Origin of the sequence: Microbacterium pratiae, assembly GCF_047302165.1 — a bacterium.
Classification (GTDB): Bacteria; Actinomycetota; Actinomycetes; order Actinomycetales; family Microbacteriaceae; genus Microbacterium.
Map to the genome: position 1 here is coordinate 3,119,133 of NZ_CP154843.1, position 21,402 is coordinate 3,140,534.

20 protein-coding genes are annotated in these 21,402 nt (G+C 70.2%); 9 read left to right on the forward strand and 11 right to left on the reverse strand.

What is annotated here, in order from left to right:
• Positions 1 to 24 precede the first annotated feature (24 nt).
• Positions 25 to 1,092, forward strand: coding sequence for an NADH:flavin oxidoreductase/NADH oxidase (locus tag AA0Y20_RS14915; protein WP_412935819.1), 1,068 nt, complete (start codon positions 25 to 27; stop codon positions 1,090 to 1,092).
• Between the two features lie 24 nt (positions 1,093 to 1,116).
• Here the strand turns inward: AA0Y20_RS14915 and AA0Y20_RS14920 are convergent, their stop codons facing one another.
• A complete protein-coding gene (locus tag AA0Y20_RS14920) occupies positions 1,117 to 2,175 on the reverse strand; it encodes a hemolysin family protein (RefSeq protein ID WP_412935822.1) in 1,059 nt (352 codons plus the stop codon).
• Positions 2,172 to 3,539 carry a hemolysin family protein gene (locus AA0Y20_RS14925; protein ID WP_412935824.1) on the reverse strand — a complete coding sequence of 456 codons (1,368 nt, stop codon included), beginning with the start codon at positions 3,537 to 3,539 and terminating at the stop codon, positions 2,172 to 2,174. Before AA0Y20_RS14925 ends, AA0Y20_RS14920 begins: the two co-directional genes overlap by 4 nt.
• A 323-nt stretch (positions 3,540 to 3,862) precedes the next feature.
• Here AA0Y20_RS14925 and AA0Y20_RS14930 point away from each other — a divergent pair, with 323 nt between their 5' ends.
• Positions 3,863 to 4,816 carry a hypothetical protein gene (locus AA0Y20_RS14930; RefSeq protein ID WP_412935827.1) on the forward strand — a complete coding sequence of 318 codons (954 nt, stop codon included), beginning with the start codon at positions 3,863 to 3,865 and terminating at the stop codon, positions 4,814 to 4,816.
• Between the two features lie 119 nt (positions 4,817 to 4,935).
• Here AA0Y20_RS14930 and AA0Y20_RS14935 read toward each other — a convergent pair whose 3' ends face one another.
• On the reverse strand, positions 4,936 to 6,393 hold the full coding sequence (locus AA0Y20_RS14935; protein ID WP_412935828.1) for a GuaB1 family IMP dehydrogenase-related protein: 1,458 nt from the start codon (positions 6,391 to 6,393) through the stop codon (positions 4,936 to 4,938).
• Between the two features lie 220 nt (positions 6,394 to 6,613).
• Here AA0Y20_RS14935 and AA0Y20_RS14940 point away from each other — a divergent pair, with 220 nt between their 5' ends.
• Positions 6,614 to 10,321 carry a multifunctional oxoglutarate decarboxylase/oxoglutarate dehydrogenase thiamine pyrophosphate-binding subunit/dihydrolipoyllysine-residue succinyltransferase subunit gene (locus AA0Y20_RS14940; protein ID WP_412935830.1) on the forward strand — a complete coding sequence of 1,236 codons (3,708 nt, stop codon included), beginning with the start codon at positions 6,614 to 6,616 and terminating at the stop codon, positions 10,319 to 10,321.
• Positions 10,322 to 10,429: 108 nt separating this feature from the next.
• Here the strand turns inward: AA0Y20_RS14940 and AA0Y20_RS14945 are convergent, their stop codons facing one another.
• Both AA0Y20_RS14945 and AA0Y20_RS14950 read right to left on the reverse strand, forming a co-directional pair.
• Positions 10,430 to 10,678 carry a zf-HC2 domain-containing protein gene (locus tag AA0Y20_RS14945; RefSeq protein WP_412935832.1) on the reverse strand — a complete coding sequence of 83 codons (249 nt, stop codon included), beginning with the start codon at positions 10,676 to 10,678 and terminating at the stop codon, positions 10,430 to 10,432.
• Positions 10,675 to 11,328, reverse strand: a complete 654-nt coding sequence (locus AA0Y20_RS14950) for a sigma-70 family RNA polymerase sigma factor (protein ID WP_412935834.1) — start codon at positions 11,326 to 11,328, stop codon at positions 10,675 to 10,677. Before AA0Y20_RS14950 ends, AA0Y20_RS14945 begins: the two co-directional genes overlap by 4 nt.
• A 66-nt stretch (positions 11,329 to 11,394) precedes the next feature.
• On the opposite strand from AA0Y20_RS14950, the gene aroA reads away from it, so the two are divergent.
• The 3 genes from aroA to bcp are packed head-to-tail and all read left to right on the forward strand — an operon-like array spanning position 11,395 to position 14,278.
• On the forward strand, positions 11,395 to 12,738 hold the full coding sequence (aroA, locus tag AA0Y20_RS14955; protein ID WP_412935837.1) for a 3-phosphoshikimate 1-carboxyvinyltransferase: 1,344 nt from the start codon (positions 11,395 to 11,397) through the stop codon (positions 12,736 to 12,738).
• Positions 12,735 to 13,814: a ribosome small subunit-dependent GTPase A gene (gene rsgA / locus AA0Y20_RS14960; RefSeq protein ID WP_412935839.1), complete on the forward strand. Its 1,080-nt coding sequence runs from the start codon at positions 12,735 to 12,737 to the stop codon at positions 13,812 to 13,814. Before aroA ends, rsgA begins: the two co-directional genes overlap by 4 nt.
• On the forward strand, positions 13,811 to 14,278 hold the full coding sequence (gene bcp / locus AA0Y20_RS14965; protein WP_412935841.1) for a thioredoxin-dependent thiol peroxidase: 468 nt from the start codon (positions 13,811 to 13,813) through the stop codon (positions 14,276 to 14,278). Before rsgA ends, bcp begins: the two co-directional genes overlap by 4 nt.
• Positions 14,279 to 14,302: 24 nt before the next feature.
• Here bcp and AA0Y20_RS14970 read toward each other — a convergent pair whose 3' ends face one another.
• Entirely contained in the window at positions 14,303 to 14,689 is a 387-nt protein-coding gene (locus AA0Y20_RS14970) for a histidine kinase (RefSeq protein ID WP_412935844.1), read from the reverse strand.
• 222 nt (positions 14,690 to 14,911) lie between these two features.
• Here AA0Y20_RS14970 and AA0Y20_RS14975 point away from each other — a divergent pair, with 222 nt between their 5' ends.
• Positions 14,912 to 15,160: a WhiB family transcriptional regulator gene (locus AA0Y20_RS14975; protein ID WP_023955350.1), complete on the forward strand. Its 249-nt coding sequence runs from the start codon at positions 14,912 to 14,914 to the stop codon at positions 15,158 to 15,160.
• Positions 15,161 to 15,230: 70 nt separating this feature from the next.
• On the opposite strand, the gene AA0Y20_RS14980 is transcribed toward AA0Y20_RS14975, so the two are convergent.
• The 3 genes from AA0Y20_RS14980 to AA0Y20_RS14990 are packed head-to-tail and all read right to left on the reverse strand — an operon-like array spanning position 15,231 to position 18,616.
• Positions 15,231 to 16,724 (reverse strand): sensor histidine kinase, encoded by a 1,494-nt coding sequence (locus tag AA0Y20_RS14980; RefSeq protein WP_412935847.1) that lies wholly within the window; start codon positions 16,722 to 16,724, stop codon positions 15,231 to 15,233.
• Positions 16,725 to 16,733: 9 nt separating this feature from the next.
• Positions 16,734 to 17,990, reverse strand: a complete 1,257-nt coding sequence (locus tag AA0Y20_RS14985) for a hypothetical protein (RefSeq protein WP_412935849.1) — start codon at positions 17,988 to 17,990, stop codon at positions 16,734 to 16,736.
• The gene (locus AA0Y20_RS14990) at positions 17,990 to 18,616 is read right to left on the reverse strand and encodes a hypothetical protein (RefSeq protein ID WP_412935852.1); all 627 of its coding nucleotides are present in this window, start codon (positions 18,614 to 18,616) and stop codon (positions 17,990 to 17,992) included. The genes AA0Y20_RS14985 and AA0Y20_RS14990 overlap by 1 nt, the downstream gene beginning before the upstream one ends.
• 98 nt (positions 18,617 to 18,714) lie before the next feature.
• On the opposite strand from AA0Y20_RS14990, the gene AA0Y20_RS14995 reads away from it, so the two are divergent.
• A complete protein-coding gene (locus tag AA0Y20_RS14995; protein ID WP_412935855.1) occupies positions 18,715 to 18,987 on the forward strand; it encodes a helix-turn-helix domain-containing protein in 273 nt (90 codons plus the stop codon).
• Positions 18,988 to 18,991: 4 nt separating this feature from the next.
• Here AA0Y20_RS14995 and AA0Y20_RS15000 read toward each other — a convergent pair whose 3' ends face one another.
• On the reverse strand, positions 18,992 to 19,573 hold the full coding sequence (locus AA0Y20_RS15000) for a hypothetical protein (protein WP_412935857.1): 582 nt from the start codon (positions 19,571 to 19,573) through the stop codon (positions 18,992 to 18,994).
• 142 nt (positions 19,574 to 19,715) lie between these two features.
• Between AA0Y20_RS15000 and AA0Y20_RS15005 the strand changes: the two genes are divergently transcribed.
• Positions 19,716 to 20,147: an Rv3235 family protein gene (locus AA0Y20_RS15005; protein ID WP_412939661.1), complete on the forward strand. Its 432-nt coding sequence runs from the start codon at positions 19,716 to 19,718 to the stop codon at positions 20,145 to 20,147.
• Between the two features lie 6 nt (positions 20,148 to 20,153).
• On the opposite strand, the gene AA0Y20_RS15010 is transcribed toward AA0Y20_RS15005, so the two are convergent.
• The gene (locus AA0Y20_RS15010; RefSeq protein WP_412935860.1) at positions 20,154 to 21,377 is read right to left on the reverse strand and encodes a pyridoxal phosphate-dependent aminotransferase; all 1,224 of its coding nucleotides are present in this window, start codon (positions 21,375 to 21,377) and stop codon (positions 20,154 to 20,156) included.
• Positions 21,378 to 21,402 lie beyond the last annotated feature (25 nt).

Below are 21,402 nucleotides of genomic sequence, written 5' to 3' on the forward strand. Positions count from 1 at the left end.
ATCGGCGCCCCGAAGGAGCCCGGCGTGAGCCAGTTGTTCAGCCCCCTGACCATTCGCGCCGTCGAGGTGCGCAACCGCCTCTGGGTCGCCCCCATGTGCCAGTACTCGGCCGAGGACGGCATCCCGAACGACTGGCATCATGTCCACCTCGCCCAGTTCGCCTCGGGCGGCGCGGGACTCGTGATGGCCGAGGCGACCGCGGTCGTGCCGGAGGGACGCATCACCCCCGAAGACACCGGCATCTGGAACGACGAACAGCGCGACGCCTGGCGCCCGATCGTGACCGCAATCCACGACCGCGGCGCGGTCGCCGCGATCCAGCTCGCGCACGCGGGCCGGAAAGCGTCGACCTACACGCCGTTCGCCGCCGAGCGCGGGACCGTGCCGGCGACCGAGGGCGGCTGGCAGCCCCTCGCCCCCTCGGCCGTGGCCTTCGACGGCTACGCCCGACCCGACGAGCTCGATACCACCGAGATCGACGACCTCGTGACCGCCTTCGCCGATGGTGCGCGCCGTTCGCTCGAGGCCGGCTTCGAGGTGCTCGAGATCCACGCCGCCCACGGCTACCTGCTGCACGAGTTCCTGTCCCCGTTGTCGAACCGGCGCACCGACGAATACGGCGGATCGCTCGAGAACCGCGCCCGGCTCCTGCTGCGCATCGTCGAGGCGGTCCGCGCCGCGGCGCCGGACGCCCCGCTGTTCGTCCGCTTCTCGGCGACCGATTGGGCCGAGGGCGGATGGGATGTCGCCGACACCGCGACGGTCTCCACGTGGGCGCACGAGCACGGCGCCGACCTCATCGACGTCTCGAGCGGCGGTCTCGTCGCCCACCAGCGAATCACGACCGGGCCCGGCTACCAGGTGCCCTTCGCGCACGAGATCCGGACGACGACCGGCCTGTCCGTCAGCGCGGTGGGCGAGATCACGACCGGCACCCAGGCCGAGCAGATCCTCGCCGACGGCGCAGCCGACGCGATCATGGCCGGCCGCGAGTGGCTGCGCGACCCCCACTTCGGGCTCCGCGCAGCCGACGAGCTGGACGAGGACGCCTCGGTCTGGCCGCCGCAGTACGTCCGCGCACGGCGCCGCTGAGCGAGCGTCGTCACCCGGCCAGGCTCAGGCCCAGCGAGGTGCCCGGCGCGTGGCGTCGTGCACCTCGCCGATGAGCTCCTCGATGATGTCCTCGAGGAAGAGCACCGCGGTGGTCCGGCCTTCGGCATCCCGAACCTGCGCGAGGTGACGGCTCGATCGCCGCATCAGGGCGAGCGCGTCCTCGAGATCGGTCGTCTCGGCGACCGGCACCATGAGGTGGATGCGCTTCGGCTTGATCGGCCGTGAGGCCGCGCCGTCGGCATCCTCCGCCTCCCGCAGCACGTCCTTGAGGTGCACGTACCCGACGGGCTGGTCGGCGTCGTCGACGATGACGTAGCGCGAGAAGCCGTGCCGCGCGACGGCGCGTTCGACGTCCTCGGGGGTCGCCGTCTCGGGCAGCGTCACCAGTTCGCCGAACGGCACGGCGACATCCGCCGCCTTCTTGTCGGTGAACTCCACGACGGCCGCGACGGTTCCCGACGCATCGTCGAGCACGCCCTCGATACGGGATGTCGCAACGATGGTCGCGACCTCGTCGAGCGTGTAGGTCGAGGTCGCCTCGTCCTTGGGTTCGACCCGGAACAGGCGCACCGCGTGGTTGGCGATCCAGTTGAGGGCCACGATGATCGGGTAGAAGAGCCGCGAGACCCACCGCAGCGGCGTCGCCAGCAGGAGCACGGCGCGGTCGGGCAGCGAGAAGGCCAGGTTCTTCGGGACCATCTCGCCGAACACGACGTGCAGGTACGACACGACGATGAGCGCCACGGCGAAGGCGACGACATCGACGACCGCCTCGCCCCACCCGGTGAGACCGAGCGGCACGGCCAGCAGGTGGTGGATCGCCGGCTCGGAGACGTTGAGGATCACCAGCGAGCAGATCGTGATGCCCAGCTGACACGTCGCGAGCATGAGGGTGGCGTGCTCCATCGCCCACAGCGCGGTCTTCGCGGAGCGCGACCCCTTGTCGGCGAGGGGCTCGATCTGCGATCGGCGCGCGGAGATGACGGCGAACTCGCTCGCGACGAAGAACGCGTTGAAGGCCAGCAGCACGACGAGCCAGGCCAGTCCCGCCCAGTCGTTCATCGACGATCACCGTCCTCGCGACGCGGCGCACGTCGCATCGGCTCGACCACGGAATCGGTAGTGGCGGTCTCGGGCACGGGGGTCGGCTCGAACCGGACGCGGTCGACCCGTCTGCCGTCCATGCGCTGCACGGTCAGCGTGCCGTCCTCGATCTCGACGGTGTCGCCGACGACGGGGATGCGTTCGAGCACGCTCATGACGAAGCCGCCGACGGTGTCGTAGACGTCGCCCTCGGGGACGCGGACGCCGGTGCGATCGAGCACCTCGTCCGGGCGCAGGTCCGCCGGGAAGACGATGCCCCCGGCGACCCGCAGCACGCCCGCGCGGTTGCGGTCGTGTTCGTCGAGCACCTCGCCCACGATCTCCTCCACGAGGTCCTCGAGGGTGACGACTCCGGCCGTCCCGCCGTACTCGTCGACGACGATCGCCATCTGATACCCCCGGGCTCGCAACTCGCTGAGGACGGCGTCGAGGTGCACCGCCTCCGGCACCCGCAGCGGCTCTTCCGCGATCGCGGCGGCAGGCACGTCCGCGCGACGTTCGCGCGGAACGCTGACCGCCTGCTTGACGTGGACGATGCCGGTGATGTCGTCCATCGAGTCGCCGAACACCGGGAACCGGCTGTGTCCGGTGCGCCTCGCGAGCTGGATGACGTCCTCGACGCTGTCACCGGCGGCGACGGCATGCAGGCTCGGCCGCGGCGTCATGACGTCGGCGGTCGTGAGGCGGGCGAACGTGAGCGACCGGTCGAGCAGCGACGCGGTGTCCTTCTCGAGCACGCCCGCGCTGGCGGATCGGCGCACGAGGCTCGAGAGCTCCTCGGCCGAACGGGCACCCGACAGCTCCTCCTTGGGCTCGACGCCCATCGAGCGGAGCACTCCGTTCGCGCTGCCGTTCAACACCGTGACGGCCGGCCGGAACACGGTCGTGAAGAGCGTCTGGAACGGGATGACGAGCTTCGCCGTCTGACGCGGGATCGCCAGCGCGAAGTTCTTCGGGACGAGCTCGCCGAGGATCATCGAGAAGATCGTCGCGATCGAGACGCCCACGACGGCGGCGACCGGACGCGACACGGTCTCGGGCCAGCCCCATGCCTCGAAGACGGGCGAGAGCAGGTTCGAGATCGCCGGCTCCATGGTGTAACCGGTGAGCAGCGTCGTCAGGGTGATCCCGAGCTGCGCGCTCGACAGGTGCGTCGAGGTGATCCGCAGCGCGGCGATCGTCATCGACAACCGCGACTCGCCCGCCGCCTGACGCGCCTCGAGGTCCGCGCGGTCGAGGTTGACGAGGGCGAACTCGCTCGCCACGAACAGACCGGTGCCGACGGTCAGCAGGAGCCCCACGCCCAGCATGACGAAGTCCATCAGGCGTCACCCCCGATCGGTCGGGGTCGGCGGGGCGAGGGTCGGCAACTGGGAGGGTCGTCCATCGTGCGCCCGATCTTACGCCTGTCGGGGCGCCCCGGCTTGCGGCATCCGCTTCGCATCCCCCTCCCCTCGCGTGAGTCGCACTTCGGGGTGTCGGGCGCGGTTCGAGCCGCGGTTGATCTCGCGAAGTGCGACCCACGCCGTCGGTTGCGGAGTGCGCGGGCCGGCGCCGGTTCCTCCCCGGACCGTCTCGGGACGGCGGAGCGCACGGAATCGGATGCCGCGCGCCCGGCGCTTCCCCTGTCGGACAGGCTTCCCGCATGACCTGGATGACGCGACCACCGGTGGAGACCGTCGTGCGACGGCGCGAGGCCGACGAGGCCACCACGCGGCTCCTGGATCGGGCCCGCAGGGCCGGGGCCGCGACTCAGATCGCCCGCGGCTCGTACGCCGCCTCCGGGGAATGGGCGAGGTTGAACCCGCTCGATGCGCACGCGCAACGTGTGTGGGAGGCTGCGGCCCGCCTGCGACCAGGCACGGTCTTCTCACACCACGCGGCCGCCGCGGTGCTCGGTATCGACCTGATCGGATCGTGGCCGCAGGCGATCGACGTGACCACGGCCACGTCTGCGGGTTCGTCCGGCGTCATCCGCCGGCATCATCGCCCCCTGGACGCCGACGAGGTGATGCCGTGGGGCGATCATCTCCTCACGACGCCCGCGCGGACGGTCGTCGATCTCGCCTCGATCCTTCCCTTCGTCGGCGGCGTGGTCGCCGCCGACCAGGCGCTCTGGCAGCGGCGAGCGAGCGGGGCGCTGTGCTCCCGATACGAGCTCGAGGCCGCGGCATCCCGATACGGAGGTCGCGCCCACGCTCGGGTGGCCGCCGTCAGTGCGTTCGCCACCGACCTCTCCGACAGCGTTCGCGAATCGGAGAGCCGCGTTCTCATCGAGCGGCTGGGCTTTCCCGCACCGACCCTGCAGCAGCGTTTCATCCTGCCCGACGGACGCGATGCGTTCGCCGACTTCTGGTGGCCCGACCACGACCACATCGGCGAGTTCGACGGCACCGGAAAATACCTCGATCCGGGGATGCGGCGGGGCCGAACGCCCGAGCAGGCGCTGATCGCCGAGAAGGACCGCGGCGACGCGCTCCGACGTCAGGTTCGGGCGCTCTCACGGTGGCGCACCCCGCATCTCCGGAGCCCCCGCCTGCTGTACGACATCCTGCGCTCCGACGGCCTCCCCTCGGCCCGTCCTCGCCCCGGCCGCTGACCCCCACCGCAGCCCGCCCTGCCCGGCCATCGGGCGCACTTTCTGGCTTCGCCCGCAGGAGGAACTGCGAGTTACACGGCGAACTGCGCCTTGAGCACAGCAGCCACGCGACCGGCAAGCTACCAGCTGACGGGGAGCGCCTTGCCCTCTTCGTAGCCGGCCGCCGACTGGAGGCCGACCGTCGCACGGTCGTGGAACTCCGAGACCGTGGCCGCTCCCGCGTAGGTGAAGGACGAACGCACGCCGGACGTGATCATGTCGAGCAGATCCTCGACGCCCGGGCGCAGCGGATCGAGGTAGATGCGCGACGACGAGATGCCCTCGGCGAACAGCTCCTTGCGGGCGCGCTCGTAAGCGTCGAGCCGTCCGAAACGACCGACGACGGCCTTGGTCGAGGCCATGCCCCACGACTCCTTGAACGCGCGCCCCTCCTCGTCGACCTGGACCTCGCCCGGCGACTCGATGGTGCCGGCGAACCACGAGCCGATCATGACGGATGCCGCGCCCGCGGCGAGCGCGAGGGCGACGTCACGCGGGTAGCGGACCCCGCCGTCAGCCCACACGTGCGCGCCGCGTTCGGCGGCGGCCTGGGCGGTCTCGAGCACGGCGGAGAACTGCGGCCGTCCGACCGCCGTCATCATGCGCGTCGTGCACATGGCGCCGGGGCCGACCCCGACCTTGAGGATCGTGGCACCCGCCTCGACGAGGTCGGCGACGCCGTCGGCCGTCACGATGTTCCCCGCGACGATCGGCAGACCGAGATCGAGGGCGGCGACCTCGCGCAGTGCTCGGAGCATGCCTTCCTGATGCCCGTGGGCGGTGTCGACGACGAGCACGTCCACGCCCGCGGCGGCGAGCGCCTGCGCCTTGGCTGCCGCGTCGCCGTTGATGCCGATCGCCGCGGCGACGATGAGTCGGCCGTCGCCGTCGACGGCGGGCCGATAGATCGCGGTGCGCAGCGCGCTGCGGCGCGAGAGGGTCCCGACGAGCGCCCCCTGGTGGAGCATCGCGACGACCGGGACGTCGGCCGCGTCGATGAGGTCGAACGCGGCGCGGGGATCGGAGACATCGTCGGCGTCGATCGCGGTGGGCCGGCCCCGCACGAGGTCGCCCAGTCGCGCGTCCGGCAGCGCGGTGGCGAGACGGGCTGCCGGGACGATGCCGGTGATGCCCTCGATGCGCAGCGCCTGCGCCGCCGGGTCGGCGACGACGATGCCGTGGCCGTCGAGCGCGGGGAGGATGCGGGCTGCCTCGGCGACCGTGGCATCCGGGGACAGCACGATCGGGGTGTCCCACGCGACCGGCTGGTCCTTGACCCATCGGATGGCGGCGTCGAGGTCCTGCAGAGGCATGTCCTGCGGCAGGACGCCGAGACCGCCGCGACGTGCGAGCGTCGCGGCCAGACGCGGGCCGGTCACCGAGTTCATGTTCGCCGAGACGATCGGCAGCGTGGCCGCGGTGCCGTCGCCGGGAGCGAGGTCGACGTCGAGCCGGCTCGTGATCGCCGATCGACGGGGCACGAGGAAGACGTCGGAGTACGTCAGGTCGACCGTGGGCTCAGCACCGGAGAAACGCATGGTCCATACGCTACGCCGCCGACCCGACAGCCGGCCGGGCACGGACGGAACGGCCGGGGCGACGCACGCGGCGAACGATGTCACACACCATCACAACGCGATAGCACGGATGCCGTCGCGGCATCCGCTCAGTTGATCTGGGCTACCCTAGGAGACTGTGCGCGGCGGCGGACCACCGCCGTGAGAACTGATCTTCACCGATGAAAGCAGGCGATCTGCCGTGTCCAGCCAGGCGACCGGAATCGGAACCTCGAACGACGGAGAGTTCGGGGCGAACGAATGGCTCGTCGCGGAACTGTACGAACAGTTCCGCGAAGACAAGAACTCGGTGGACAAGGAGTGGTGGCCGACACTCGAGGCCTACGCCGCTCACGTGAGCAGCGGCGCCGACAAGACCGCCCCGGCGGCTCCGTCTCAGGCCGCTCCCGCGCCGGCCCCCGCCCAGCCCGCCGCGGCGTCCCACCCGGTGACGGCGCCCGTGCCGACGGTCGGCTCGCAGCCGGTCGCTCGGACGACGGCCCGACCGGCCGCAGCTCAGCCCGTGCCCGCGCAGGCTCCGACGACGCCCGCCGCCGAGGTCGAGCAGCGTGAGGACGTCGTCACCCCGCTCCGCGGCATGCCGAAGACCCTCGCCGCGAACATGGACGACTCGCTCACGGTCCCGACCGCGACGAGCGTCCGCACGATCCCGGCCAAGCTGATGATCGACAACCGCATCGTCATCAACAACCACATGTCGCGCACGCGCGGCGGCAAGATCAGCTTCACCCACCTCATCGGCTGGGCGCTCATCCAGGCGCTCAAGGCCTTCCCGAGCCAGAACGTCTCGTACGCCGAGGTCGACGGCAAGCCGTCGGTCATCGCGCACGCGCATGTCGGCCTCGGCATCGCGATCGACCTCCCGAAGCCCGACGGCACGCGCGCGCTGATGGTCCCGAGCATCAAGCGCGCCGAGTCGCTCACCTTCACCGAGTACCTCTCGGCCTACGAGGACCTCGTCAGCCGCGCCCGCAAGAACAAGCTGACCGCCGCCGACTTCCAGGGCACCACGATCTCCCTCACCAACCCGGGCGGCATCGGAACCGTGCACTCGGTCCCGCGCCTCATGCGCGGCCAGGGCAGCATCATCGGCGCCGGCGCGCTCGACTACCCGGCCGAGTTCCAGGGCTCGAGCGAGAAGACGCTGGTGAACCTCGGCATCGGCAAGACCATCACGCTGACGAGCACGTACGACCACCGCGTCATCCAGGGTGCCGGCTCGGGCGAGTTCCTGAAGACCGTGCACGAGCTGCTGATCGGCAAGAACGGCTTCTACGACGAGATCTTCGCCTCGCTGCGCATCCCGTACGCACCCATCCAGTGGTCGACCGACATCAACGTCGACCTCGCCGAGCGCGTCGACAAGACGGCCCGCGTTCAGGAGCTCATCAACTCCTACCGGGTGCGGGGTCATCTCATGGCCGACATCGACCCGCTCGAGTACCGCCAGCGCACCCACCCCGACCTCGAGATCGAGCAGCACGGCCTGACGTTCTGGGACCTCGACCGCGAGTTCGTCACGGGAGGCTTCGGCAGCAAGCGCGTCATGAAGCTGCGCGAGATCCTCGGCGTCCTGCGCGACTCGTACTGCCGCACGATCGGCATCGAGTACATGCACATCCAGGATCCCGACCAGCGCAAGTGGTTCCAGGACAATGTCGAGGTCAAGTACCAGAAGCCCGGCCACGACGAGCAGCTCCGCATCCTCGGCAAGCTGAACCAGGCCGAGGCATTCGAGACGTTCCTGCAGACGAAGTTCGTGGGGCAGAAGCGGTTCAGCCTCGAGGGCGGCGAGTCGCTGATCCCGCTGCTCGACGAGGTGCTCCAGGGCGCCGCTCGCACCGGGCTCGAGGGCGCCGCCATCGGTATGGCCCACCGCGGCCGCCTGAACGTCCTCACGAACATCGCCGGCAAGACGTACGGCCAGGTCTTCCGCGAGTTCGAGGGCTCGGTCGCGATCGGCTCGAAGAGCGGCTCCGGCGACGTGAAGTACCACCTTGGCACCGAGGGCACCTTCGTCGGCGACGAGGGCGACGAGCTGCCGGTCTACCTCGCGGCGAACCCCTCGCACCTCGAGACCGTCGACGGCGTCCTTGAGGGCATCGTGCGCGCCAAGCAGGACCGCGGTCCGATCGCGTCGTTCTCGTGGCTCCCCATCCTCGTGCACGGCGACGCGGCCTTCGCGGGCCAGGGCGTCGTCGTCGAGACGCTGCAGATGTCGCAGCTGCGCGGATACCGCACGGGCGGCACCGTCCACGTCGTCGTCAACAACCAGGTGGGCTTCACCACGCTCCCCCTCGACGCCCGCAGCTCGGTGTACGCGACCGATGTCGCGAAGACGATCCAGGCGCCGATCTTCCATGTGAACGGCGACGACCCCGAGGCGGTCGTGCACGTCGCGCAGCTCGCCTTCCGGTACCGCCAGGAGTTCAAGCGCGACGTCGTCATCGACCTCGTCTGCTACCGCCGCCGCGGCCACAACGAGGGCGACGACCCCTCGATGACCCAGCCGCTCATGACGAACCTCATCGAGGCGAAGCGTTCGGTCCGCCGGCTCTACACCGAGTCGCTGGTCGGACGCGGCGACATCACCGAGGAAGAGTACGAGCAGGCCAAGCGCGACTTCCAGGACCGCCTCGAGGTCGCGTTCGCCGAGACGCACGCCGCCGAGACCGGCGCCTCCGGCCCCGTGGGCCTGTCGGGTCCCATCGACCAGGCCGTCGGCGCGCCCGAGACGACGGGTGTCGGCGAGGACGTCATCCGCCAGATCGGCGACGCCTTCGTCAACGCGCCCGAGAACTTCACGGTCCACGGCAAGCTCAAGCAGCTGCTCGACAAGCGCCACGACATGAGCCGCAACGGCAACATCGACTGGGCGATGGGCGAGCTCTTCGCCTTCGGATCGCTGCTGATGGAGGGCACCAACGTCCGCCTCGCCGGTCAGGATGCCCGTCGCGGCACGTTCGTGCAGCGCCACGCCGTCCTCCACGACCGTTCGAACGGCCAGGAGTGGCTGCCGCTCGCGAACCTGTCCGAGAACCAGGGCCGCTTCTACGTCTACGACTCGCTGCTGAGCGAGTACGCGGCGATGGCCTTCGAGTACGGCTACTCGGTGGAACGCGCGGATTCGCTCGTGCTGTGGGAGGCGCAGTTCGGCGACTTCGCCAACGGTGCACAGTCGGTCATCGACGAGTTCATCTCCTCGGCCGAGCAGAAGTGGGCGCAGCAGTCGGGCGTCGTCCTCCTCCTCCCCCACGGCTACGAGGGCCAGGGGCCGGACCACTCGTCGGCGCGCATCGAGCGCTACCTGCAGATGTGCGCACAGGACAACATGACCGTCGCCCGTCCGTCGACCCCGGCGTCGTACTTCCACCTGCTGCGCCGACAGGCGTACGCACGCCCGCGTCGTCCCCTCGTCGTGTTCACCCCGAAGGCGATGCTGCGTCTGCGCGGTGCGACGAGCCCGGTCGAGGACTTCCAGAACGGCAAGTTCGAGCCGGTGATCGACGACAACGCGATCGCCGACAAGGGCGCCGTCAAGCGGGTCCTGCTGCACTCGGGCAAGATCCACTGGGACCTGAAGTCCGAGCTCGACAAGAAGCCGAACCCCGCGATCGCCCTCGTGCGTCTCGAGCAGTTCTATCCGGCCCCCGTGGACGAGCTGAAGGCCGTCCTGGCCGGATACCCCGATGCCGAGGTCGTCTGGGTCCAGGACGAGCCCGAGAACCAGGGGGCATGGCCGTTCATCGCGCTCGAAGCCTCCGCCAAGCTCGACGGGCGCCCGGTCCGCGGTATCACCCGCCCCGCCGCCGCCTCGACCGCGACGGGCTCGCCGAAGGTGCACGCCGTCGAGCAGGCGAAGCTCATCGAGCAGGCGCTCACGCTCTGAGACCGCGACAACGCGAAGGGGCGGACGTGTGACACGTCCGCCCCTTCGTTCGTCGTCATCCCGTGACGGGGACGTCAGCCGATCATCGGAGCCGCCTCGGGGGCATGCTCACGCGTGGGCTGCCTCCTGGGCCTGCCGCAGACGCGCCAACACCTGATCGCGGAGCTCCTCGGGAGCCGACTCCCGGCACGCTCGCGCCACGACTTCGGTGAGGGTACGCGAGACCAGAGCCTCGTCCCGACAAGCCGGGCACGACTCGAGGTGCTCTCGGATGTCGGAATGCTCGGTCTTGCAGACCTCGTTGCGCAGGTACTCTTCCAGGTCGCGTCGCGCCTTGTCGCAGCCGCAGTCACTCATTTCTTGCTCCTCGTGGGGGGCGTCGCGATGCCCCGCTCCTTCGCGTAGTCGGCCAGCAGGTCACGCAACAGCCGCCTGCCTCGGTGCAGACGACTCATGACCGTGCCGATCGGGGTTTTCATGATGTCGGCGATCTCCTGATAGGCGAAGCCCTCGACGTCGGCGAGGTACACCGCCAACCGGAAATCCTCGGGGATCGACTGCAGCGCGTCCTTCACAGCGGAAGCCGGCATATGGTCGATCGCTTCGGCCTCTGCGGAGCGGCTGCTGGATGCGGTGGTCGATTCCGCTCCACCCAGCTGCCAGTCCTCGAGGTCGTCGATGGTGCCCTGATAGGGCTCCCGCTGCTTCTTGCGGTACGTGTTGATGTAGGTGTTCGTCAGGATCCGGTACAGCCACGCCTTGAGGTTCGTGCCCTGAGTGAACGACGACCACGAGGCGAAGGCCTTGACGAACGTCTCCTGAACGAGGTCCGCCGCGTCGGCCGGGTTGCGGGTCATCCGCATCGCCGCTGCGTAAAGCTGGTCCATCAACGGGAGCGCCTGCTCCTCGAACTGGGCGCTCGGATCGGTGACCGCTTGCTCTTCCATCAGCGGCCAGTCTACGTGGGCGTCCCACGGCACGACGGTGGGATCGGCGAGTGCGATCATGGACTCCCTTCCTCCGTGTTCCGAACATCCTCGACAGGACGAACGGGTTCGATACTGTGGAAACCCATGAGCCCTGCCGCGTATTCCCCCCGTCCCGCCGACATCGGCGCGCCGTGGCGCGCTCCCGTCGCCGAGTCCCCCATCCGAGCCGAGGTCGCCGTCCCCGGGTCGAAGTCGATCACGAACCGCGAGCTGGTGCTGTCGGCCCTCGCCGAGACGCCCTCGCGCCTCATCGCACCGCTGCATTCCGACGACTCCGCGCGGATGATCGACGCCCTGCGCGCCCTCGGCGCCCGGATCGAGGCCGTGCCGGGCGAGGGCCGATTCGGCCCCGACCTCGTCGTGACGCCGATCGCATCGGAGGTGGCCGACGCGGTCGTCGACTGCGGTCAGGCCGGCACCGTCATGCGCTTCGTCACCCCGCTCGCGGGCCTCGCACGGGGCGAGGTCACCGTCACCGCCCACGAGAGCGCGCTGCATCGACCGATGGCGGAGATGATCCGCAGCCTGCGCGAGCTCGGGGTCGACATCGACGACGGCGGACGCTGGACGCTGCCGTTCCTCGTGCACGGCCACGGCCACGTCCGCGGGGGCGAGGTCACGATCGATGCGAGCGGCTCGAGCCAGTTCGTCTCAGGGCTCCTGCTGGCCGCGCCTCGCTTCGACGTCGGCCTGCGTCTCGTCCACGACGGGCACCGCCTGCCGAGCCTGCCCCACATCGATATGACGGTCGAAGCCCTCGGTCATCGCGGCGTGATCGTCGAGCGTCCGAGCGAGCGCGAATGGCTCGTCCCGAGCGGCCCGCTGCGAGGCAAGGAGCTCACGATCGAGCCCGACCTGTCGAACGCCGCTCCTTTCCTGGCGGCAGCTGCGCTGACGGGCGGTCGGGTGACGGTCCCGCACTGGCCCGTCCACTCGACCCAGCCGGGTGCGTTGCTCGCCGACATCCTGACGGAGATGGGCGCCCGCGTCACGCGACGCAGCGGCGTGCTCGCCGTCACCGGGACGGGCGAGATCCGGGGCGTCGACCTCGATCTGTCGGCTGCGAGCGAGCTGACCCCGTCGCTGTTCGCGCTCGCGGCGTTCGCGGACTCGCCGAGCACGCTCCACGGCATCGGTCACATCCGCGGCCACGAGACCGACCGCATCGCCGCCCTGGTCGGCAACCTCCGCGCGCTCGGAGGGTCGGCCGAAGAGCTCGAGGACGGCATCCGGATCATTCCCACGCCGCTGCGTGGCGGGCTCTGGCGGGCTCACCACGACCACCGGATGGCGACCGCGGGCGCGATCATCGGCCTGCGCGTTCCGGGGGTCGAGGTCGACGACATCGGCACCACGGCCAAGACGATGCCGGAGTTCCCCGAGCTGTGGGCAGAGATGCTCGCCGGCGATGCGCGGGTCGACGGGTGAGCTGGCTCGGCGGCGACGACGACCTCGACGAGGAGTACGACGAGTCCGACATCCGGATGCGTCCGAACCCGAAGGCGAACCGGCCCCGCACGAAGCGCCGCCCGGCACACAGCGATGCGCAGGTCGCTCGCGTGGTGGGAGTCGATCGCGGCCGTTACACGGTGCTCATCGATGAGGACGGCGACGACGAGCACACGACCCTCGCGGTCCGGGCTCGTGAGCTGCGCAAGCAGCCGATCGTCAGCGGCGACCGCGCACGCGTCGTCGGCGACGTGTCGGGCGAGGAGGGCACGCTGGGCCGCATCGTCGGCATCGAACCACGCACGACCTTGCTGCGCCGCAGCGCTGACGACACCGATCAGGTCGAGCGGATCGTCGTGGCCAACGCTGATCAGATGGTCATCGTCGTGGCGGCGGCCGACCCGGAGCCGCGCCCGCGCCTCGTCGACCGCTACCTCATCGCGGCCCTCGACGCCGGCATCCATCCGCTCCTCGTGGTGACCAAGACCGACCTGGCCGACCCCTCGACGTTCCTCGCTCACTTCGAGGGCGTGGATGACCTCGAAGTACTCACGAGCGGACGCGAGCGGATGCCGGTGGCCGAGCTCGGCGCGAAGCTCGTGGGCCACGCGACGGTGTTCGTCGGCCATTCCGGCGTCGGCAAGTCCACCCTCGTGAACGCACTCGTTCCCACCGCGGCCAGAGCGACGGGGCACGTCAACGAGGTCACCGGACGCGGTCGGCACACGTCGAGCTCCACCGTCTCGCTCCGCTACCGCGGACCGGAGGGCCGCGGGTGGGTCATCGACACACCCGGGGTGCGCTCGTTCGGACTCGGACACGTCGACCCCGCCAACATCCTCGCCGCCTTCACCGACCTCGCCGCCGTCGCCGAGGAGTGCCCCCGCGGGTGCACCCACCTGCCGGACGCGCCCGACTGCGCGATCATCGAGGCGGTCGTCGAGGGCCGGCTCGGGGAACGCGGCCCGGCACGCCTCGATTCGCTGCAGCGCCTGCTCGGGACGTTCTCGGCGGGCGTCGATCCGGCTGTCCGCCGCTCTAGGCTGGAATCATGACGCGTCTGGAACCGGGCGATCCCGCCCCCGCATTCACTCTCGACGACCAGGACGGCTCGACGGTCTCGCTGTCGGACCTCCGCGGACGGCGCACGGTCGTCTTCTTCTACCCCGCTGCCATGACCCCCGGCTGCACGCGAGAGGCATGCGACTTCCGCGACAGCGTCGAGTCGCTGCGCGCCGCGGGCATCGAGGTCCTCGGCGTCTCCCGCGACGACGAGGCGAAGCTGCGGCGCTTCCGCGAGCAGGAGCAGCTGACCTATCCCCTGCTGAGCGACCCCGATCACGCCCTGCACGAGGCGTACGGCGCGTGGGGAGAGAAGAAGAACTACGGCAAGACGGTCGAAGGCGTCATCCGCTCGACGTTCGTGATCGACGCGGATGGCCGGATCGAGCACGCGCTGTACAACGTGAAGGCGACGGGCCACGTCGCCCGCGTCCGGGCGCTGCTCGGTCTCGACTGATCGGCGCGGCCGCCGGGCCCGGCGTCAGGCGTCGTCGCGGTCGCGCGCCGCGCGGCGCGTGGCGGCCACGAGGAGCACGAAGCCCACGACGCCCGGCACGGCGATGAGCACTGCGGTGCCGGCATCGGCGTACTGACCGGTCGCGGCCCCGAGCGCGACGGCGAGGATCAGCAGCTGCGCGACGATGCCCCCGGAGCGACCCCACGAGATCCGGCGCCAGACCGACACCGCGAACGCGACGAGGGCCACCGCACCGATCGCCGTCAGCACGATGAGCGCGACGGAGCTCGGGACATCGATCGTGTCGCCGCGCAGGAGAGCGACGATCTCCCACCCGACGACGGCGAACAGCGCAACGGCCTCAGCGGCGAGCACGGCTCCCGCGATGCGTTCGACAGCAGAGGGAGCCATGGCATCCGATCTTCGATCCAGGCCGCGCGATGCCGGTATTCACGGCCCGACGGCGAGCAAATCCGCAGTTCACCCTTGATTCATCTGTCCGGGCTATGGGACGATAGATCAAGCCGTGTGCTCCCACAGCGAAGTGGGGCGAGCATCCGCTCGCACACTTATCCAGGGTAACGGACTACCCGAGTCCGGCCTGACAAGAATCACCACCCCAAGGAGCACCACATGGATTGGCGCGACAAGTCTGCCTGCCTGACCGTCGACCCCGAACTCTTCTTCCCCGTGGGCAACACGGGCCCCGCCGTCGACCAGATCGAGAAGGCGAAGGCCGTCTGCGCCCGTTGCACCGTGACGGAGATCTGCCTGCAGTACGCCCTCGAGACCGGTCAGGACTCGGGCGTCTGGGGAGGCCTCTCCGAGGACGAGCGCCGCGCACTGAAGCGCCGCGCCGCTCGCGCACGCCGCGCCTCCTGAACCACTCGCCGACCCCGCCGCCGACACGTCGGGGCGGGGTTCGTGCGTTGAACGGGACGCTCCGTCGGGCTCAGCCCGCGTCGCGCTCGATGTAGCGCAGCGGGATGTCGATGGTCACCTCGGTGCCGCTCCCGACGAGCGTGTGCCAGTCGATCGTCCCGCTGAGCTCCCCCTGGATGAGGGTGCGAACGATCTGCGTGCCCAGTCCGCGGCCGACCTGCCCCTCGGGCAGACCGCTTCCCGAGTCGCGCACCTTCACCTCGAGGCGCTCCCCCGACCGCTCCGCGACGATCTCGACATCGCCCTCCGTGCCGGCGAGACCGTGCTCGACCGCGTTCGTCACGAGCTCGGTCAGCGCGAGGGCGAGAGGCGTGGCGTACTCACTGGGAAGCGTGCCGAAACGGCCGGTCGAGCGGGTCCGGGCGCGCGTGTTGGGCGCGGCCGCGACTTCGGCCACGAGCTTCAGCACGCGCGCGAAGACCTCGTCGAAGTCGACGTTCTGCGCCAGCCCCTCCGACAGGGTGTCGTGCACGACCGCGATGGCCGAGACCCGGCGCATCGCCTGCGTCAGGGCGTCACGGGCCTCCTCCGAGTGCGTGCGACGCGCCTGGATCCGCAGCAGCGATGCGACGGTCTGCAGGTTGTTCTTGACGCGGTGGTGGATCTCGCGGATCGTCGCGTCCTTGGTGATGAGCTCCTGCTCCTGGTGTCGGATCTCACTGACATCACGACACAGCACGATCGCTCCGATCCGCGTGCCGTGGTCGCGTAGGGGGATCGTCCGCAGCGAGACCGTCACACCGCGAGCCTCGATGTCCGCCCGCCACGGTGCACGGCCGGCCATCACGATCGGCAGCGACTCGTCGAACTCGCGCTTGCTCGGGAGGATCGCCGTGGCCACATCGATCAAGGGCTCCCCCTCGAGCTCGTCCTCGAAGCCCAGCCGGTTGAAGGCCGAGAGAGCGTTGGGGCTCGCGAAGGTCGTCATGCCGTCGACGTCGAGCCGGATGAGTCCGTCGGATGCGCGCGGTGCACCGCGACGCGGTGCGGTCGGGGCGTTGAGGTCGGGGAAGTCGGAGGATGCGACCATCCCGAACAGATCATCGGCACAGTCGTTGAAGGTGATCTGCTGACGTGACGGTGTCCGGGCCTCGCCGAGGTTGGTGTGACGGGTGAGCACACCGACGACGTGCGCCGGGCGCCCCTCGGCTGCCCGCTCGCGCACAATGGGAACTGCGCGCACGCGCGTGGGCGTCTCCTCGAACCAGTCCGGCGACGCGGAGTCGACGATGCGGGCCTGGGTGAAGGCATCCTTCACCTGCGTGCGCCACTGGGGGCGCACGCGGTCGCCGACGATGTCGCGATAGAACAGCGTCGCCGCTCCACCGGGACGAGTGTGAGCCACCGCGATGAAGGAGTCGTCGGCCGTCGGCACCCAGATCACGATGTCCGCGAACGCGAGGTCCGCCAGCAGCTGCCCGTCACCGGCGAGCCGGTGGAGCCACTCGACATCGGCGTCGGTGGACAGTCCTTGAGCATGGACGAGATCGCTGAGGGTCGACACCATCCCAGACTACGGGGCGGACCCCGCCGGTACGGCGCGCTCCGTCACACGCTGCCGCCGTCGTGACTGTGACACCGGGCGCGCCGGCGGCGAGACCGCCTCGCCGACGAATCGACGGACGGCCGCGGGGATCGGGCCTCTCCCGCTCCCCTCGCCGACGGGCCGCGCCGCCAGCAGCGCGGCGTCGGTGGCCCGCGGATCCCACGGAACGAACCAGCACCGCTCGATCCCGGCGTATCGCTCGAAACTGCGGCGGATCTGGCCCCGCGGATCGATCCCGAGCGGCCCACCCCTCAGCTTGTTGACGACGACGTGCACCGGAACGGCGCCGACGATAGACCGCAGATCGGGGTACACACGCAGGAACCGCGAGAGGCCCACGGGATCGGCGGCGGCGACCGCCACGACGACGTCCGCGGACTCGAGCGCGGCGAGCGTCGCACCGTTGCGGCGCGGCCCGTCGAGATCGCTCACGATCTCCTCGTCGCGTTCGAGAGAGCCGGAGACATCGACGAAGACGTCATCGACCCAATCGCGGCAGGTCTCGAGCACGCGTGCGACGCGATCGAAACCGAGTTCCGGCCACCGAGACGTGCGGTTGATCCCCGGGAGTACCTCGACGGCACCGGCGGGCTCGGCGATCCGCGTCAGCTCCGCCGGAGTCAGCTCTCCCCGCGCCACCCGACGGCATGCCGCCGCGAGCCCCGGCCCTTCGTCGGGGATGCCGAGCGCCATCGCGACGGCTGGCGCGTGCGTGTCGGCGTCAGCGAGCGCGACGCGGCGGCCGTCTCGTGCTGTCTCGCGAGCGAGCTCGATCGCGAGGGTGGTGCGCCCCGGAGCGCCGGACGCTCCCCACACGACGATCACCCGGCCGCGCGAGCGGCTCGACGGCGCAGGTGCGGGGACGGCGCTCACGACGTCCAGGGCGTCCGCGCCGGCGTCGGCGATCGCGATGCCGAGGACTTCCGCGACGCGGCGCTCGGCGGGGTCGCGCACCCAGGCGACGATCCGGGTCGCTGCGCGATCGCAGAGCTCGACGACCTCCCGCGTGAGCCAGGCTCGGGATGCAGCGAGCACCAGCACATCGGCATGCGCGACGGCGTCCGCTGCGCCGGGACGATCGATCGTCCGTCCGGCAGCACCCGAGACATCGCGCGCTGCCGCGGCCACCTGCTCGGGCGCCAGCACCGCCACGTCGGTCACGCCGCCGGCACCCAGCCGCTCGACGAAGCTGCCGGCCCCGGGTATCGCCACCACCACGCGCATCAGCGGCCGCCGCCCGCAGCGGGGACGACGGACAGGGCGTCTCCGGCTCCGATCGCCGCGAGCAGGACGGCGACGTCCTCGCGCGGGACCACCAGCTCGACGGCCGCAGAGCGCTGCTGGGCGACGAGGCCCTCACTGGTCTGAAGAGCCCGGACCGTGGCGTCCGGAACGAGGATCCGCGGGTCGGCGAACACACCGCGCTCACGCTCGGGAGCGCTCCACACCTCGACACGGGTTCCCGCCGACACCGACCCCGGGACCGCATTCGTCGTCTGCACCACGATCGTCGTCGCGTCCGCGTCCGCAGGTGACGCCACGGCGTCCCGCGGCACGAGCTCGCCCACCGGTATCGTCCGCGTCGCGACACCGCCGGGCTCGAGTGTGCCCGGCGCCGCGTACATCTCGTCGGCCGCACCCAGCGCCACCTCGACGACCCGCAGGTCGGCGGCCTCGATCGGATCGCCGACCACGATCGTGCGCGCGGCGCTGAGGACCGCGGAGGTCTGCCGCGCCGCCGCCACGACGGACCAGACCCCCGCGATGGAGATCAGCACGAGAGCGATGCCGACGACGACACGAGCATCGGCCCGACGGATGCGGCTGCGGAACGAGGTGCGTACGACCATGACCCCATCGTGGGCGAGTGCGAGCGACGACGTCGCCGGTTGTCCACAGGGGTGTCAAGGACCAGCCGGAAGAGGACGTGCCCGCGGATAATGGAGTCATGCCCGCCACCCCCGACAGCGCGCGCTTCCTCACCCCGTCCCAGGTCGCAGAGATGCTGCAGATCGAGGTGGACGAGGTGATCGCGCTCGTCCACGAGGGACGACTGGTCGGCGCGAAGGTGGGAACTCCTCCCCGGTGGCGGATCGAGTCGGCCAGCGTGGAGGACTACCTCGACGCTCAGATCGAGGATGCCCGTCGCGCGGCGCTGTGGCAGCAGTCCCAGGTGGCCAGCTTTCCCGAGCTGTGGGGCCGGCAGAAGCCGCGGAAGTGAGCGATCACCCTTCCGCGCTGTCGAGGTGCAGGGTCCGAAGTGCCGGATAGCCGATCATCCGATGCCCGATGACCGCGCTCGCACGCCGGGGCTCCCCCGCGTCATGCAGCGCGAGATCGAAGTGGTCCGCGCCTGCTCGGTCGATCGTGCCCGTCCAGCTGACGCCCCCGCTCACCACGACGCGAACCCCGACCCGACGGCGCGCGACATCGCGAAGGACGAAGCCGAGCGTCATCCGCTCGGCGAGCGGCGAGCGACCCCGGGCGGGGCGCGCACTGCGGAGCAGATCGGGCTCGGCAGCGGCGACTGACGCGATCGCGTGCAGGGGGACAACCGCGGCCCGGGCCCCGGCGCTGCTCGCGATGCCGATCCAATCGGAACCCGCACCGGTCAGACAGCCACGAACCCCGTCCGCCTCGATCACGTCGATCGCGATCTCGACGCCCGTCAGCTCCGCGAGGCGCTCGCGCAGCGTCAGCCGTGAGAGGCGCAGACGCTCGGCCTCCGTATCCAGCGCGGCTCGCTCAGCCTCCCACTCGGTGTCGAGCTGGAGTTCGAGATCCTCGAAGAAACGCTGCCATCGCACGCGGCGAGGTTAGGCCGTCGAGAACGACCCCGGGGAGCGTTCTCCACAGGTTGGAGGATTCTCATCCGGCCGGATTCGGCAGTGTGTTGTACTCGTCGGCGTTGGGAGAGCCGAGGAGAAGGAGGTGCGCGCGATGACGTCGATGAGCGCTGGCGAGCCCCGTCGCTACCCCCGGATCGGGTCCTCGCTCGATATCGCCGAGTATTTCGCAGCGCAGCCGACATCGACCGCCGATCTGCCGGATCCCGAACCGTTGGCGCGCAACCTGACGCGCGGCGTCCTCGAGGTCCTCGCCGGTGTTCGCGAGGTCGAGCAGCTCGCGCGGTGGTTGAGCGAGGATGCCTTCCGCGTGCTGGTGACGCGCGCGAACCTCGCCGCTCGGGCACGCAGCGCGAGGCAGGTCACCCCGGCGCGACCGGTCTATTCGATCGTCAGGGTGAGGATGTGCGAGCCGGCGGACGGCATCGTCGAGGGCACAGTCGTCGTCACCACTCCGCACCGGACGCGCGCGGTGGCGCTCCGGCTCGAGGGCCTCGACGGCCGATGGCGGGCGACCTCGCTCGCCCTGCTGTGACCGGCGCTACTGCTTGTACGACGAGAGGAAGTTGCCCAGCCGCTCGATCGCCTCGGTCAGCACGCGAGCCTCGGGCAGCGTGACGATGCGGAGGTGATCCGGGTCCGGCCAATTGAAGCCGGTCCCCTGTACGAGGAGAACGTGCTCCGCGACGAGGAAGTCGTAGACGAGCTTGCCGTCGTCATGGATGTCGTAGACCTCGGGGTCGAGGCGAGGGAAGGCGTACAGCGCACCCTCGGGCTTGTGACAGGTCACGCCCGGGATGCTCTCGAGACCCTGCCATGCGGCATCCCGCTGTTCGTGCAACCGCCCCGTCGGCGCGATCAGCGCTTCGATCGACTGCACGCCCGACAGCGCCGCCTGCACCGCGAACTGCGCGGGAACGTTCGGGCACAGACGTGTCGAGGCGAGCAGCTGGATGCCCTCGAGGAAGCCCTTCGCATGCGCCTTCGGTCCTGTGATGACGAGCCAGCCCGAGCGGTACCCCGCGACGCGGTACGTCTTGGAGAGGCCGTTGAAGGTGAGGCAGAGGAGGTCGGGGGCGAGGGTCGCCAGCGGGATGTGAGTCGCCTCGTCGTAGAGGATCCGGTCGTAGATCTCGTCCGAGAGCAGGAGGAGCGAGTTCTCCCGAGCGATCTGGACGATGCCCTCGAGCACCTCGCGGCTGTACACCGCGCCCGTGGGGTTGTTCGGGTTGATGACGACGATCGCCTTCGTCTGCGGGGTCACCTTCGATCGGATGTCGTCGAGGTCGGGCTCCCAACCCTGGGTCGCATCGCACAGGTAGTGCACGGGCTTGCCGCCGCCGAGGCTCGTCATGGCGGTCCACAGCGGGTAGTCGGGCGCCGGGATCAGCACCTCGTCACCCTCGTCGAGGAGCGCCTGCATCGTCATCGTGATGAGCTCGGAGACGCCGTTTCCGAGGTAGACGTCATCGGGGTCGACGTGCGGGAAACCCGGGACCTCTTCATACCGCGACACGACGGCGCGGCGAGCGGAGAGGATGCCGCGGCTGTCGCTGTAGCCGTGCGCGTGGGGCACCGACTCGATCATGTCGCGCACGATCTGAAACGGCGCCTCGAAGCCGAAGATCGCCGGGTTGCCGGTGTTCAGCTTGAGCACCCGATGCCCGTCGGCCTCGAGTCGATCGGCCTCGGCCAAGGCGCTACCACGGATCTCGTAGAGGACGTCCTTGAGCTTCGATGACTGATCGAGGGTGCGGCGGTTCATGCGATCAGGATATCCGGGGGCCGAG

Bases quoted from the DNA above. Each gene is read 5' to 3' on its own strand.
- AA0Y20_RS15005 (WP_412939661.1), top strand. From the start codon at position 19,716: ATGAGCGCTGGCGAGCCCCGTCGCTACCCCCGGATCGGGTCCTCGCTC.
- AA0Y20_RS14975 (WP_023955350.1), top strand. From the start codon at position 14,912: ATGGATTGGCGCGACAAGTCTGCCTGCCTGACCGTCGACCCCGAACTC.
- AA0Y20_RS15010 (WP_412935860.1), bottom strand. From the start codon at position 21,377: ATGAACCGCCGCACCCTCGATCAGTCATCGAAGCTCAAGGACGTCCTC.
- AA0Y20_RS14995 (WP_412935855.1), top strand. From the start codon at position 18,715: ATGCCCGCCACCCCCGACAGCGCGCGCTTCCTCACCCCGTCCCAGGTC.
- AA0Y20_RS14950 (WP_412935834.1), bottom strand. From the start codon at position 11,328: ATGATCGCACTCGCCGATCCCACCGTCGTGCCGTGGGACGCCCACGTA.
- AA0Y20_RS14970 (WP_412935844.1), bottom strand. From the start codon at position 14,689: ATGGCTCCCTCTGCTGTCGAACGCATCGCGGGAGCCGTGCTCGCCGCT.
- aroA (WP_412935837.1), top strand. From the start codon at position 11,395: ATGAGCCCTGCCGCGTATTCCCCCCGTCCCGCCGACATCGGCGCGCCG.
- AA0Y20_RS14925 (WP_412935824.1), bottom strand. From the start codon at position 3,539: ATGGACTTCGTCATGCTGGGCGTGGGGCTCCTGCTGACCGTCGGCACC.
- AA0Y20_RS14920 (WP_412935822.1), bottom strand. From the start codon at position 2,175: ATGAACGACTGGGCGGGACTGGCCTGGCTCGTCGTGCTGCTGGCCTTC.
- AA0Y20_RS14990 (WP_412935852.1), bottom strand. From the start codon at position 18,616: ATGGTCGTACGCACCTCGTTCCGCAGCCGCATCCGTCGGGCCGATGCT.
- AA0Y20_RS14945 (WP_412935832.1), bottom strand. From the start codon at position 10,678: ATGAGTGACTGCGGCTGCGACAAGGCGCGACGCGACCTGGAAGAGTAC.
- AA0Y20_RS14985 (WP_412935849.1), bottom strand. From the start codon at position 17,990: ATGCGCGTGGTGGTGGCGATACCCGGGGCCGGCAGCTTCGTCGAGCGG.
- bcp (WP_412935841.1), top strand. From the start codon at position 13,811: ATGACGCGTCTGGAACCGGGCGATCCCGCCCCCGCATTCACTCTCGAC.
- AA0Y20_RS14930 (WP_412935827.1), top strand. From the start codon at position 3,863: ATGACCTGGATGACGCGACCACCGGTGGAGACCGTCGTGCGACGGCGC.
- AA0Y20_RS14935 (WP_412935828.1), bottom strand. From the start codon at position 6,393: ATGCGTTTCTCCGGTGCTGAGCCCACGGTCGACCTGACGTACTCCGAC.